General features: G+C 32.6%; 10 protein-coding genes. 6 read left to right on the forward strand and 4 right to left on the reverse strand.

Going from position 1 to position 14,637, the window contains the following annotated elements:
- The first annotated feature begins 6 nt into the window (after window positions 1-6).
- Entirely contained in the window at window positions 7-468 is a 462-nt protein-coding gene (locus tag BOW57_RS00505; RefSeq protein WP_129052659.1) for a hypothetical protein, read from the forward strand.
- Between the two features lie 103 nt (window positions 469-571).
- On the opposite strand, the gene BOW57_RS00510 is transcribed toward BOW57_RS00505, so the two are convergent.
- The 3 genes from BOW57_RS00510 to bshC form a co-directional block, all read right to left on the reverse strand.
- Window positions 572-991, reverse strand: coding sequence for a nucleoside-diphosphate kinase (locus tag BOW57_RS00510; RefSeq protein ID WP_129052660.1), 420 nt, complete (start codon window positions 989-991; stop codon window positions 572-574).
- Window positions 992-1,208: 217 nt separating this feature from the next.
- Window positions 1,209-2,480: an acyltransferase family protein gene (locus BOW57_RS00515; protein WP_129052661.1), complete on the reverse strand. Its 1,272-nt coding sequence runs from the start codon at window positions 2,478-2,480 to the stop codon at window positions 1,209-1,211.
- A gap of 117 nt (window positions 2,481-2,597) precedes the next feature.
- Window positions 2,598-4,187, reverse strand: a complete 1,590-nt coding sequence (gene bshC, locus BOW57_RS00520; RefSeq protein WP_129052662.1) for a bacillithiol biosynthesis cysteine-adding enzyme BshC — start codon at window positions 4,185-4,187, stop codon at window positions 2,598-2,600.
- 269 nt (window positions 4,188-4,456) lie between these two features.
- Between bshC and BOW57_RS00525 the strand changes: the two genes are divergently transcribed.
- The 4 genes from BOW57_RS00525 to BOW57_RS00540 all read left to right on the forward strand — a co-directional run bounded on the left by BOW57_RS00525 (window position 4,457) and on the right by BOW57_RS00540 (window position 8,160).
- Window positions 4,457-5,734: an MFS transporter gene (locus BOW57_RS00525; protein ID WP_129052663.1), complete on the forward strand. Its 1,278-nt coding sequence runs from the start codon at window positions 4,457-4,459 to the stop codon at window positions 5,732-5,734.
- Between the two features lie 99 nt (window positions 5,735-5,833).
- Complete coding sequence (locus BOW57_RS00530) at window positions 5,834-6,088, forward strand: autorepressor SdpR family transcription factor (RefSeq protein ID WP_089056237.1); 255 nt, start codon at window positions 5,834-5,836, stop codon at window positions 6,086-6,088.
- A gap of 3 nt (window positions 6,089-6,091) precedes the next feature.
- Window positions 6,092-6,754 carry an SdpI family protein gene (locus tag BOW57_RS00535; RefSeq protein WP_129052664.1) on the forward strand — a complete coding sequence of 221 codons (663 nt, stop codon included), beginning with the start codon at window positions 6,092-6,094 and terminating at the stop codon, window positions 6,752-6,754.
- Between the two features lie 41 nt (window positions 6,755-6,795).
- Window positions 6,796-8,160 carry a S9 family peptidase gene (locus BOW57_RS00540; protein WP_129052665.1) on the forward strand — a complete coding sequence of 455 codons (1,365 nt, stop codon included), beginning with the start codon at window positions 6,796-6,798 and terminating at the stop codon, window positions 8,158-8,160.
- Between the two features lie 58 nt (window positions 8,161-8,218).
- Here BOW57_RS00540 and BOW57_RS00545 read toward each other — a convergent pair whose 3' ends face one another.
- Window positions 8,219-12,286, reverse strand: coding sequence for a T9SS type B sorting domain-containing protein (locus tag BOW57_RS00545; RefSeq protein WP_129052666.1), 4,068 nt, complete (start codon window positions 12,284-12,286; stop codon window positions 8,219-8,221).
- A 134-nt stretch (window positions 12,287-12,420) separates the two neighbouring features.
- Here BOW57_RS00545 and BOW57_RS00550 point away from each other — a divergent pair, with 134 nt between their 5' ends.
- Window positions 12,421-14,637: a radical SAM protein gene (locus BOW57_RS00550; RefSeq protein ID WP_129052667.1), complete on the forward strand. Its 2,217-nt coding sequence runs from the start codon at window positions 12,421-12,423 to the stop codon at window positions 14,635-14,637.

The raw sequence follows: 14,637 nt of genomic DNA on the forward strand, positions 1-14,637 counted from the left end.
TAAATTATGATAATCATAAAATCGAAGTTTAAAATTTTTCCAATTGTTTTAATTTCATATTTGAGTGCTTTGCCTCTTTTGGCTGTTTATTTATGTTTTATATCGCTAAAAGAAAATATAATATTAGCCGTTTTGTTTTTATTGTTTGTTGTTGTTTTCTGGCTAACCATATTGAAAACTCGGGCAAACAGCATAACAATGTATGAAGATGGTATACTAGTGAAGCGTTATTTTGGATTAGGAAAATCTAAAGTATATAAATATGCTGAATTAGATGGTTTTGCTACTTTGTTCGAGTCTGGAAAAGGTAGTCTTTATGAGTCGGTATTTGTTCTCGAAGAAGGGAAGAGAGTTGGTTGTATTTCTAGTTTTTATCATAGCAATTTCGATGCTTTAAAGTTAAACTTGAAAAGTAATTTAGTCGATTTAGTTGAAATGGAAAATAATTTAAAAAGAGCGAACACTTAGTTGTACAGATATATAAATAAAAATAAAAGCCGTTTCAAATTTGAAACGGCTTTTTATTATGTGCAAAGTACAGTAATTATTGCACTGAACCTAAAGTCATAAATTAGAATTGCTCTCTACCAGCAAAGTGGAATGCACCTTCAATTGCAGCATTTTCGTCGCTGTCAGAACCGTGAACAGCATTTTCTCCAATTGAAGTAGCGTATGCTTTACGGATAGTTCCTTCAGCAGCTTCAGCAGGATTTGTAGCTCCAATTAAAGTTCTAAAATCTTCTACTGCGTTGTCTTTTTCTAAAATTGCAGCAACAATTGGTCCGCGTGACATAAATTCAACTAATTCTCCGTAGAAAGGTCTTTCTGCGTGAACTGCGTAAAATGCTTGAGCATCAGCTACAGTTAATTGAGTTAATTTTAATGAAACGATTTTAAAACCACCATTAGTGATCATTGCTAAGATATTCCCGATGTGTCCGTTTGCAACAGCATCTGGTTTAATCATTGTAAAAGTTCTATTTGTTGCCATTTTTTATTTTATTAAATTTTGTGCAAAAGTATACTTTTTTTATGAATTGATTTTAATTAATTCGTAATTAAAACACGTTAGAATGATGTTTCGGTGAATAAAAGCTCTTTTAAACCATATAATTAATGTAAGTTCATTTAAATCTGTGTGGGAAATAGCTCAGGAAGTTTTGCCATTTTCTAAAATGAACTTATATTACTTGTATGGTGGAACATTTTTATACTTTGAATATTAATTTGTTTCTGTAGAAGATCCATAAAATAAAAGTCCAGATACAAACATAGGTAAGTGCACCAGCCAGCGAAGCGGTCATAGGATTGCTGAAAAATGGTGCGATCCCGAAACTATATAAGTAATTTAATAAGTTGATTTTCTCTGAGGTATTGTGCGGATTTTGAAATTCGATCATTACTAAAGCCTGCGGAATAATCTGCGAAGTAAAGAAAACAATCATAGGATTTACTCCCCAAATTAAGAAAGGTTTGAAGCCTTTTTTGTAATTGCTAATATCAATTATATAGTATAAAATCGTTAGAAATACTGTTGCTAATCCTGTCGTGTACAGCACGTAACTGCTTGTCCAAAGTGATTTGTTTATTGGGAAAACGATGTCCCAGATTAAACCAAAAAAGATAAGTATCGTACCGATGATACCCATTTTCTGCGCTTTTTGAATTTTAATATTATTGGTTTGTAGAACCTGCCCAATTAATAAACCGATAATTCCGTTTACGATTGACGGAATTGTACTTAAGATTCCTTCAGGATCCCAAGTTATGGTGCCGCGATACATATGTCCTTTTAGTAAAACACTGTCAATCCAAGAAGCTAGATTTGTTCCTTTTTCAAGGTTAGCTTCACCAATTCCCGGCACAGGAATTAAAGTCATAATTGCCCAATAACCTAATAGTAGAATAACTCCAGTTATGATTTGTGTTTTTTGAGAGGTTTTTAAATACAAAAGAGAAACGACAAAATAAACGATCGCAATTCTTTGTAAAACTCCCGGAAGTCTTACGCTGCTGTAAGCTTCAATACCGCTGTAAGCTAGAAATAGATAAATAAAAAGAATTGAAAAGGCTAGTATGTTTTTAATTTTGGAGCTGAAACTTCCCATTAAAGCATATCCTACGGCAATTGTAATGGCTAATCGGCCAATTAAAAGCGGAATTCCTTCCAGCCCAAATAACTGAATTTTTCCAAAAAAGTTAAAGAAAATTCCCAAACAAAGCATTCGCAAAGAGCGAACTAGAATTTTATTGAAAGTGGAGCCGTCATAAAATTTATCCGGCATCGCTAAAGGGACGGCAACTCCCATTATAAAAATGAAAAACGGAAATACTAAATCAGTTGGTGTGCATCCGTTCCAATCGGCATGTAATAAAGGCGGATAAACATTGCCCCAATCACCGGGGTTGTTTACAATAGTCATCAATAAAATAGTGAGTCCTCTAAAGACATCTAACGAAATCAAGCGCTCTCTGGTCATAGTTTTTGGTAAATAGGTTAATTTTTGCTTTTATAAAATTTTTCTATTTGGTTTAGAGAGGCAATAATTTCGAGAGGAAGGTGGTTATTTGGTTCTCAGAATTATTACTTTATTTTTTTATATTGTTATGATGTTAAAATTCATTTCTAAGGGCTTCAAATTCTCCAATAAAAGTGGTACTAATTCTTCGCCTTTTTCTAAATAAAACTCAGAAAAATTGGTTTGACGTTCTTGTAAACTATTATTTGGGAACAATTCGCATTGTAAATCAATAACACGCTGTAATTGATTGTGTAATTTTCGTTTTTGTGCTTTTAATAAACGCTTTTCTAAATTTTCAAGACCTTTTGTCTGTTTTATTTCCTGTGCTTTAACAGCTCCCGAAAATGATTTGTCAGTTTGATCTGCCAGTTCGTAAAGATATTGAAATTGTGTTTTCAATATATCTTTTTGCGGCGTCAAATCAATAGGGAATGTAGAAATTTTATGTGTGATAGTGTTAACTAAATTCTCTTGTTTGGTAAATAAATCTTTCCAGCTTAAATTTAGCTGATCTGCTTTTTTAGCTTGTTTTTCGGTTGTTAAAAGAACTGAATTACGAACTAAAAGCATTGGAAATGTAACTTTTACCGCATCAAAAAAAGATTTTAATTCAAGCCAGTAGGCAATTTCTCCGCCTCCGCCAATATAACATAAATTAGGTAAAATGATTTCTTGATAAAGCGGACGCATTATCACATTTGGGCTGAACTTTTCTGGATTGCTTTCTAAAAGTTTAAGAATTTCTTCTTTTGAAAACGAGATTTTAGTATTGTTTACAAAATACTTGTCATTTTCAAAAATGATTCTTTCGCGTATGTTATCTTCAATATAAAATAAATTAATCTCGCGCGGATTTACTTGAACAGTATATGCTGTAAGATGTTCAATTGTTTCTTGAACAGCTTTGTATGAAGTTTGTTTTTCTAATTCTTCTTTTACATACGGAATAAAGGCACGTTTTAAGTGCGCATCATCAGCATCTAAGATTACTAAACCGTAGTCTGCAAATAAGCTGTTGGCTAAAAATCGAGTTGCATCGGCTAGATTATCGTGTTTTAAATAGGCATCAGCGAAGAGCTTTTTTAATGTATTGGCATTTGTACTTGAGCCTAATTCTAATGCATAAATTTCAAAAAATTCTGCCAAACCTTCGGTCGAAAGTCTTCCAACTGGACCACTACTTTCTTTGTTCCATCTGAATTTTTTTCCTTTAAAATTAAAATAATTAATTTCTTCAAAATCGTGATCTTCTGTTGCCATCCAGTAAATCGGAACAAAATTATGCGATGGGTATTTCGCTTTTAATTCTTTAGTAAGATTGATGGTCGAAATAATTTTATATAAGAAATACAATGGACCACTAAACAAGTTTAATTGATGCCCAGTTGTAATGGTAAAGGTGTTGTCGAGTGCAAGAAGCTCAATGTTCTGTTTTGTAGAATTCGAAACTTCTATGTTTTGATATTGCTTTTTTAATGTCTCTACTAAAGGAATTCGATTGTTATTGTCAAAGTTGACCGTTTTTTCAGTGATTTGTTTCTGAAAATTTTCTAAAGTAGGAAAATGATTGTACAGCGGCTTTAATTCTGATTTTTGATCTAAATAATCTTGTATTAGTTTAGAAAAATATCCTGAAGTTTGGTAGCTGATACAGTCTGTAGGCATAATTTGAAATTTATTTTTGACAGCTGTAAATTTAATGAAAATATACAGTCAAAATTGGTTTTAACGATTGCTTAAGAATTGATTTTTAAATTTTAAGATAAATGTCTTAAAATCAGTTTTTTAATTAAGTTTTTTAAGAGTTTGTAAAAATGTAAAAACGTATTAAATTTGTTAATAATGTGTAAATGGTTTAAAACTAATTTATGTATCATTGAATTATTAGAGGTGAAAACCTATTTTTGTAGCAGAAATAAATATATCTATTTTACATGGAAACTAACCCAAAAAAGAAGAACTCATTAAAACACGTTCTTTTTGGAAGCCTAATTGGTACTACAATTGAATTTTTTGATTTTTATATTTATGCCAATGCCGCTGTATTGGTTTTTCCACAATTATTTTTCCCCAGTTCAGATTCGACTATGGCGACTCTGGAATCGTTAGCTACTTTTTCAATTGCATTCTTATCACGTCCTTTAGGTTCTGCTTTTTTTGGACATTATGGTGATAAAATCGGGCGTAAATTTACATTAGTGGCAGCTTTACTAACAATGGGTATTTCTACAGTTACGATTGGATTTCTACCAAGTTACGCCAGTATAGGTGTTGCGGCGCCATTATTGTTGATGCTGTGTCGTTTTGGACAAGGTGTTGGTTTAGGAGGCGAGTGGGGAGGAGCAGTTTTGCTGGCTATAGAAAATGCACCGCCAAATAAACGCGCTTGGTACGGAATGTTTCCGCAATTAGGTGCTCCAATTGGATTATTACTTTCGGGAGGAACATTTTTACTATTAACCGATTCAATGAGTAATGAGGATTTTATGGATTATGGATGGAGAATTCCATTTATTGCCAGTTCACTTTTGGTAGTAGTCGGCTTTTATATTCGAACAAAAATTACTGAAACACCTTCGTTCGAAAATTCTAAAAAAGAGAAAGAAGAAGTTAAAATCCCTTTTTTAGTATTGGTAAAATCATATAAAAATCAGTTGATTTTTGGAACGTTTGCTGCCATTACAACTTTTTTAGTATTTTACTTAATGACTGTTTTTACATTGAGTTGGGCTACTTCAGATTTAGGAATTGTAAAGAGAGATGCTTTATTAGTGCAGTTATTCTCGGTGCTGTTTTTTGCGGCTTTTATTCCAGTTTCGGCGGTAGTTGCTGATAAAATTGGCCGTCGTAAAATGCTTATTGTTGCCACAGGAGCTATTGCAGTTTTTGGGTTTTTCTTTTCGTATTTTTTAAGTACCGGAAACATTGCTTTAATTACCACTTTTGCTTGTATCGGAATGGGGTTAATGGGATTCACTTATGGTCCTTTAGGAACATTTTTATCAGAGTTGTTTCCAACAAATGTTCGTTATTCAGGTGCTTCTTTAACTTTTAATATGGCGGGAATTCTTGGTGCTGCTTTTGCGCCTATGATTGCCATTTATTTGGCTTCTACATATAGTGTAAGTTATGTAGGGTTGTATTTAACAGCTGCTGCTTGTATTTCATTATTTTCATTTTTGGTAATTAGTAAAGAGGAACATAAGTTTTAGGATATTTCTAAAGATATAGAAAAGCAGTAATTTAAAAATTACTGCTTTTTTTTGTCAGTTTAAAAAGTATTTAGATATTTGTCTAAATATATAAATAGAATGAATGATATTTTTAAAGCATTAAATGATGCAACAAGAAGAGAAATTCTTGAGCTTTTAAGACAGAAAGATATGTCTGCAGGCGAAATTGCAGATGCATTTAATATTTCAAAACCAAGTATTTCGCATCATTTAGATATTTTAAGACGAGCGGATTTAATTACATCCGAAAAAAAAGGGCAATTCATCATTTATTCCATCAATACCACCATAATGGAGGACGTCTTGCAATGGATATTAACTTTTAAAAAATAAAAAATGAATTTAGAATTTAAAAAAGAGCTTCCAATTATTGGAATTGTTTTGGCTCCTTTTGTGTATTTAGGTATGATTTGGAACAGTCTTCCCGAAAGAGTTCCGATACATTGGAATATTAATGGACAAATTGACGATTGGGGAAATAAATCTTTCTTGATTGTACTGGTTTTTATGCTGCCGGGCTTAATGTATCTTATTACGATTGCTGCTGTAAAGTTTGATCCTAAAAAAAGGATTTCTTTAATGGGTTCTAAATTTTATCAATTGAAGTTTTTTCTGGTTTTGATTATGTCTTTGCTTGCATTGTTTATAGTATACATCTCAAAAAATCAAACTTTTTCAAACCCGAATTTAATGTATATTTTGATTGGTACTTTATTAATGGCATTAGGAAATTATTTTAAAGTAATTCAGCCCAATTATTTTATCGGAATTAGAACACCATGGACATTAGAAAATCCTGAAGTTTGGAAAGCTACGCACGTATTTGCAGGTAAGCTTTGGTTTGGCGGGGGGCTAATTATCATTTTAGGGGCACTTATTTTTTCAGGCCCTATTTTCGCTAAAGCTTTCATTGCTATCGGAGTTGTTTTAGCATTCGTACCGATTGCATATTCTTTTATCAAATTCAAGCAATTAGAGAAAAAAGAAGAAAAATTGTAAAGGTTGAAAATCAATTAAATCAATAACTTATTCAAATAAAAATGTTAAAAACAGTACTTATTATAATTACAGCTTTAATTTCTTTTATAATGAACGGACAAGAAATTACAGGACAATGGAATGGACTTTTGAAAGTTCCTAACGGGCAGTTAAGAGTTATTTTTCATGTCAACAAAGCAGAAAATGGATATAATGGGACAATGGATAGTCCGGATCAGAAAGTCACAGGAATTCCTTTGGGAAAAGTTGCTTTTGAAAATTCGATTTTGAAATTGGAAATTCCAAGTGCTCAAATTTCTTACGAGGGCACCTTGAATAAAGACAATATTGTTGTTGGGAAATTTACGCAAGGCGGACAATCTTTAGAACTGGATTTATCTAGGGAAACTATTCAAGAACAAGTTTATGCAAGACCTCAGGAACCGCAAAAGCATTATTCATATTATACTGAAGAAGTTAAATTCGAGAATAAAACAGATAATGTAGTTTTAGCAGGAACTTTGTGTCTTCCTAAAAAAGAGGGTAATTTTCCGGCTGTGATCTTAATTACAGGAAGCGGCATACAAAATAGAGATGAAGAACTTTTGGGACATAAACCGTTTCTTGTTTTAGCTGATTATTTGACTAAAAAAGGGATTGCCGTATTGCGTTTTGATGATCGTGGTGCAGGCGAATCAACAGGAGATTTTTCCAAAGCATCCACGATTGATTTTTCAAAAGACGTTCAGGCTGGAGTTGATTATTTAAAAACAAGAAAAGAAATTGATAAAAAGAAAATTGGATTAATTGGTCATAGTGAAGGTGGACTAATTGCACCTATTATAGCTGGAAATTCTAAAGATATCGATTTTATTGTTTTATTGGCAGGTCCAGGTCTGCGCGGCGATGCATTATTGCTTTTGCAAACTGAATTAATAGAGAGACAAAGTGGTGTTTCTAACGAGGAAATTAAAAAGAGACAAGAAATTTTAAAAGGGGCTTACGATCTTGTTTTGGCTTCTTCTGCAAATGATGAAAATTTCAAAAAGAGTGTAGGCACTTATTTTAATGCAAAATTTGATGAGAATCAAGCAAAAGCGGCGACGCACCAAATTACAAGTAATTGGTGGTACACTTTTATAAAAATGGACCCAGCAGTTGCTTTAGCAAAAGTAAAATGCCCAGTTTTAGCGCTAAATGGAAGTAAAGATTTGCAAGTTCCTGCAGAAGTTAATTTACAAGTTATAGAAAAGACTTTAGCAAAAGCGGGAAATAAAAAAGTGACGGCTAAAATTTTACCTAATTTAAATCATTTGTTTCAGGAGTGTAAAACAGGTTCGCCAGATGAATATGAAAAAATTGAACAGACTTTTTCTCCAATAGCTTTAGAAGAAATTTCAAGCTGGATTTTATTGCAAACGAAATAAGATTAAAAAATGTTGTAAATTAAAAATAACCGCAAAATATACTTTTGCGGTTATTTTTTTATCGTTTCAAACTAAAATGACCTCTAAATTCTGTTCCATTTGCTCGAGTAACCGTAAACCAATAATCGGAAGCAGGTAAATCCTGACCGCTGAAAGTTCCGTTCCAAGAAGTATTTTTGCTTAGTTGTTTAAGGAGTTTTCCATAACGATCATATATTTTGATATTACTATTTGGTGCGAGATAATCAAAATTAATGGACCAAGTGTCATTGTAACCATCATCATTTGGAGTGAAAAATTTAGGAAAAGGAAGTTCATCAACTAAATTAATGCAATTTTTATGTGTCGCTTCAAGAATATTTATGGTAACAGGAATCCTGTCGCTTTCGCAGTTATTTAAGGTTTGAGTGGCATAATAAGTATTTCCATTTTCTAAAGGAGTTGACTCCGATAATACAATTGTCGAAGAAGCACTTTCGAACCATTTTATATTTTGCCCTGTAATATCAATATCATTAATGGTTACATTTTTCTGAATACAAAATGCTTGTGGTGAATCAGCAAGTGGGATTTGAGTATCCTGAATTTTTACAGTTATGGCAAATCGTGGGCTTTCGCAATTGTTCAATGTTTGCGATGCGTAATAGATGTTGTTTTGTAATAAAGTTGTTTCGGGTAATATATTTCCGTTTGTTGCGGCATCATACCATTTAATATTGGTACCATTTATATTTAAATTTTCGATAGTAGCAATTTCGTCTATACAAAATTGTTGATTACTACTTCCTGTTGGTAATGATGTGTCGTAAATTCTAACTAAAAAGGGAGTTCTATCACTTTCGCATCCAATAGTTTGAGAAGCGTAGTATGTTCTGTTATCTTCTAATAAAGTAGTGTTTGGTAAAGTGGCTGCAGACATATTTGTATCGTACCATTTTATATTCTGCCCTAAAATTTGAATACTGTTTAAGGTTGCATTTTCGTTTTTACAAAAAGACTGATTTTCGTTTCCTGTTGGAGCAGAAGGTGTATTTACAATTGAAACAGTAACTCCAAATCTCGGACCTTCGCAATTATTAATTGTTTGTGAAGCATAATAAGTTTTTCCGTTAATCAAATTTGTTGTTTCTGCTAACAAAGAACCATTAGTTGATGCATCGTACCATTTTATTGAAGTTCCGATAACTTGAATATTAGTAATTGTAGGATTTTGACTTGTACAAAAAGGCTGATTTGCAGTTCCTGTTGGTGCTAGAGTATTTTGAATTGTAATTGTTACTGGAACTCTTTCACTCTCACATCCATTAATAGTTTGCGATGCATAATACGTTATTCCATTTTGAAGTAAAGTTGTATCTGGTAAAAGTGTTCCAGCAGTTAGGGCATTATACCATTTTATAGTATTTCCTGTAATTTGAATATTGTTTAATGTTGCATTTTGTTGTATACAGAAGTCTTGAGTAGAATTTGCTGTAGGAATAGGAGCATTTGTAATTTCTACAACTTGATTTTGAGTTGATGAATTTCCATTTCCATCGTTATAATTCCAAACAATTGTATAAGTTCCAGATAAGCTGTAAGATAATGGACTTGTAGTTGTTCCAGTAATTTGTCCGGCACATGCATCTATAGCACTTGGGATTGTATTTATTACAGTGTTGCAATCTCCAGTTATTATTGGTAAAATATTCATGTTAGGAACTGGAGCTTCTATATCACCAATGATAACATTGATTTTTTTAATGTCATCACAGTCTCCACTTCCCGTAATTGTGCATGAATATTCACCGGAGTTTGAAGTTGTTGCATTTGTAATTTTTGGGTTTTGATCAGTAGATACAAATCCGTTTGGTCCCGTCCAAGAATAGTTTGTTCCTCCTGAGGCTGTAAGTTCTAATGTTTTGCTAATACATACAGGTGAGTTACTAGAGGCTGTTAAGTTCGATTGGCAATCTTTAAATTTTACTAGAAAAGCATCTCCAATATTTGGTGTATAACTATTAATTTTAGGATATAGATTTAGTTGATATGTACCAGGGGTTGCAATATTTGTTGTGCTATTTGTTGCTCCTGCCAAATAAATATTTGACTTGTTATCTATATCTGTGATCAATGCATTATCTGCCATTTCTCCGCCAAAGTATGTTGCCCATTCTCTTTGTCCATTTGTATTGAATTTTACAAGATAAGACTCTGTTCCAGGATTACGGGTTTCTTGGTAAGCATTTATTGTAGGTGAAAACCCATTTTCAGCTCGTCCTGTAAAGTAAATAGAGCCATTTTTTGAAACAGATCCTCCTAATGTTTCTGGAAAAAAGTAAGATCCCCAGATCTTTTGACCATTACCGTTGAATTTAAAAATGCAACCATTACTAGTATTTTGATTAATTGAAATTTGAGTTCGAAGATAGGTTTCCTGAAAAACACCTGAAGTGCTTATGTTTTGGATACTGTTTGTTTTTCCAAAACAATAAATGTTATGATTTGAGTCTACTCCTATGTTGAAAAAATAATCATCACCTTCTCCGCCAAAATAGGTTCCCCATAGTATATTTCCATTTGGTGTGAATTTTGCTAAGAAGCCATCTGATTTAAGATTTGTTTCTTGATAAGAATTTACGGTTGATATATTGTTGCTGCTTCCTGTAGAGCCAAGAATAATAATATTTCCATCTGAATCAAATCCGGCATCAAAAATTGCATCTGCTTTACTTCCTCCATAATATGTTGCCCATTGACGAACACCTGCAATATTAAATTTAGCTATGAAGCCATCTTGTGTACCATCCGATGTGTTTCCAACATTACTTTGATGAGAATTGGGTGTCGCAATATTTGCGGTACTATTAGTTTCTCCAAAAATGTAAAAGTCTTCATTTGAGTCAATTAAAATACTATTTATAGATTCGTTGTCTGATCCTCCGTAATAGGTAGCCCATTTTCTAATGCCGTTCGAATCAAATTTGGCCACGAAACCATCAAAATAACGATTTTTTACTGGTTGATGAGTTCCTGAAGTTGAAATATTTGTAGGGCTTAGACTTTTACCAGCTATATAGATGTTGTCATTATTTGAGACTTTAATTTTCATAATTTGATCAGCAAAATTACCGCCAAAATAAGTTCCCCAAATACGAGTACCATCAGGATTAAATTTAACAAAAAAAGCATCATAGTCTGTGCTTAAATTATAAGATGTTTGAAAGGAGCCAGAAGAAGCAATATTGCTGATACTGTAGGTTACTCCAGCCATATAGACAAAATCGTCTTTTGTGAAAATTGAGGTCGCATAATCGAACTCTGCACCACCATAGTATGTTCCCCACAATCTTATTGGCACAGGATCAATTACAATCGTTTTTTCATTAGAAGAATCAATTGAATTAAATCCATAAGTGTTTTTATTTATTTTTTTATATCCAACCTCAATCTCCCTTTTACTATTTCCGTCTTCAATCCAACTCGCGGGAAGTGTTTCTTCCATTTTTCCAAAACGAACATTCATTTGGATTTTATTATCAACTAAATTAGTTTCAGCTCCAGTAAATTTTAATTGAATATCAGAAATTTTTCCTTTTGGATGAATTACAAAATTATATTCGACTGTTTTTTGAGGATCGGCAGGAATTGTAAAAACAACATCGATATTTGGATAGATGTTTTTATACGTAATTTCTTTAAATTGATATACGTTGGTAATTCCCTCAGGTTTATTAGGGATATTGTAGTAGTTGTCAAAATCGGTTAACTTTTGTTTAGTAACTAATTCTACTTTTGAATTTGAGTTTACAAATTCAATATCGATTCTATGGTATGTATATTCTAAACTAAACTCTTGGTTTTCGCTATTTTCTTTGTCAAAAGTTAAATCTGGAAGTGTTTTTGCTGTTTTAGAACAAACAATAGGTGTTTTCTTTACTTCGTAAATATCATATGAGAATCCATTTTTCTTTAATTGAACATTTAATCCATTAGAATTCAATAAATATTTTACAGCGGTATTGGGTTTTCCTTTTTGATCTACAATTTGACCTTTATTTTCTTTAAAACCAATGGATTGGTTTTTGTTTTGAGAATATAATTGAATTGCAATGAACAAAAAAAATAAAAGTAATTTATGTTTCATAGGTTTGTTTTGGATAGCAGTAAAATTAATTAAATATCTTACAAAACAAAATCAAAAATCTAAAACGACTGCTTATAAAATCTTTCCCATAAAAATCTCTAAATATCTCGTATTTTTGCAAAAAATAATTCCCTTTGAAAACGAAACTTTTTGTAATTACACCGCCATTTACACAACTGAATACTCCGTATCCGGCAACGGCTTATATAAAAGGTTTTTTGAATACTAAAAGTATCGAATCGGTTCAGGCAGATTTGGGTATTGATGTGATTTTGGAATTGTTCTCAAAGAAAGGATTAAATAATTTGTTTAAAACTTCAAGTTTTAAGTTTGAGATTTCTGGTTTTGAAATCTCAGATAACTCTAAACGTATTTTTGCTTTGCAGGACGAATACATCAAAACGATTGATGCTGTAATTCAGTTTTTGCAGGGAAAAAATCCAACTTTGGCTTTGCAGATTTGTCAGGAAGATTTTCTGCCCGAAGCTTCTCGTTTTGCGCAGTTGGAAGAGCTTGATTGGGCTTTTGGAACAATGGGAACCCAAGATAAAGCCAAACATTTGGCGACTTTATATCTTGAAGATATTTCGGATTTTATTGTAGAATGTGTTGATGAAAATTTTGGTTTCAGCCGATATGCAGAACGTTTAGGCCGAAGCGCCAATTCTTTTGATGAATTGTACAATGCTTTACAACAAGAACCAACTTATATTGATTCTGTTTTAATTTCTATTTTAAAAGAAGAAATTGAAGCTGTAAAGCCTACTTTCTTTTTGATTTCTGTTCCTTTTCCAGGAAATTTATACAGCGCATTTAGATGTGCACAATGGGTAAAACAAAATCACCCCGAAATTAAGATTTCAATGGGAGGCGGTTTTCCAAATACAGAACTGCGATCCCTTTCTGATAAACGTGTTTTTGAATTTTTCGATTTCATCACTTTAGACGATGGAGAAGTTCCAATAGAAGAACTTATTGAAAATATGTCATCCCGAGCGGAGTCGAGGGACGAGAAGCATTATAAAAGAACCTTTTTATTAGAAAACGGAGAAGTAGTTTATAAAAATAACTCTTTAAAACACGATTATAAACAATCACAAGTAGGAACTCCAGATTACTCAGATCTGCCTTTGGATAAATACATTTCGGTAATTGAAATTGTAAATCCAATGCACAGAATGTGGAGCGATGGACGCTGGAATAAACTTACCATGGCACACGGCTGTTACTGGGGAAAATGTACTTTTTGTGATATTTCATTAGACTATATTAAAGTTTACGAACCAGTTGCGGCAAGTTTACTTTGCGATCGAATGGAAGAAATGATTTTGCAGACAGGTCAAAATGGTTTTCATTTTGTCGATGAAGCTGCGCCGCCGGCTTTAATGCGGGCTTTAGCACTTGAAATTCTGAAGCGAAAACTTGCAGTTACTTGGTGGACGAATATTAGATTTGAAAAAAGTTTTTCTAAAGATCTTTGTCTTCTTTTAAAAGCGTCCGGCTGTATTGCGGTTTCAGGTGGTTTAGAAGTTGCTTCAGACCGATTATTGAAATTAATAGACAAAGGTGTAACGGTGGAGCAAGTTGCAAAAGTAACTCGCAATTTTACCGAAGCAGGAATTATGGTTCATGCCTATTTAATGTACGGATATCCGACACAAACGATCCAAGAAACAGTTGATAGTCTTGAAATGGTTCGTCAATTGTTTGAAGCTGGAGTTTTACAGTCTGGATTTTGGCATCAGTTTGCATTAACGGCTCATAGTCCAGTTGGATTATATCCTGAAAAGTTTGGTGTAACTAAGGCTTCTGAAACTATTGGAACTTTTGCTAATAATGATATTGAATATACAGATTCGACAGGAATCAATCACGATAAATTTAGTTTTGGATTAAAGAAATCGCTTTTTAATTTCATGCACGGAATTTGTTTTGATTACGAACTTCAAGATTGGTTTGATTTCAAAATTCCGAAGACAAAAATTCATCCCGATTTTATATTTAATGCACTTGAAGAGCAAAATGATTTCAGCACAAAACCAAATGCAAAAGTAGTTTGGCTTGGCGGAAAACCTTCAACGGAGATTTTTACTAAATCAAAAAAAGGAAGAAGCTGGGAAATGATGATGCTGACTTTTCATGATAAAAAACAAAGTTTCAGTATTCAAACTAGTAATGAAGAAGGTAAATGGCTAATCGAAATTTTAACTAAAATCTCAGTTTCAAATTCTAAAAGTTATACTTTTCACGAAGTAAAAAACGATTTTGAAACTCTTTTAGAAGATTTTGAATTGTTTTGGTATTCAAAACCAATAAACACTTTACGCGAGTTCGGATTGTTGGTTTTATAA

This window comes from Flavobacterium sp. YO64 (assembly GCF_004119505.1).
In the GTDB taxonomy this organism is placed as follows: Bacteria; Bacteroidota; Bacteroidia; order Flavobacteriales; family Flavobacteriaceae; genus Flavobacterium; species Flavobacterium oncorhynchi.

Excerpts from the sequence above, each read along its gene's own strand:
- BOW57_RS00530 (WP_089056237.1), top strand. The coding sequence starts at position 5,834 with ATGAATGATATTTTTAAAGCATTAAATGATGCAACAAGAAGAGAAATT.
- BOW57_RS00540 (WP_129052665.1), top strand. The coding sequence starts at position 6,796 with ATGTTAAAAACAGTACTTATTATAATTACAGCTTTAATTTCTTTTATA.
- bshC (WP_129052662.1), bottom strand. The coding sequence starts at position 4,187 with ATGCCTACAGACTGTATCAGCTACCAAACTTCAGGATATTTTTCTAAA.
- BOW57_RS00525 (WP_129052663.1), top strand. The coding sequence starts at position 4,457 with ATGGAAACTAACCCAAAAAAGAAGAACTCATTAAAACACGTTCTTTTT.
- BOW57_RS00510 (WP_129052660.1), bottom strand. The coding sequence starts at position 991 with ATGGCAACAAATAGAACTTTTACAATGATTAAACCAGATGCTGTTGCA.
- BOW57_RS00535 (WP_129052664.1), top strand. The coding sequence starts at position 6,092 with ATGAATTTAGAATTTAAAAAAGAGCTTCCAATTATTGGAATTGTTTTG.
- BOW57_RS00515 (WP_129052661.1), bottom strand. The coding sequence starts at position 2,480 with ATGACCAGAGAGCGCTTGATTTCGTTAGATGTCTTTAGAGGACTCACT.
- BOW57_RS00505 (WP_129052659.1), top strand. The coding sequence starts at position 7 with ATGATAATCATAAAATCGAAGTTTAAAATTTTTCCAATTGTTTTAATT.
- BOW57_RS00545 (WP_129052666.1), bottom strand. The coding sequence starts at position 12,286 with ATGAAACATAAATTACTTTTATTTTTTTTGTTCATTGCAATTCAATTA.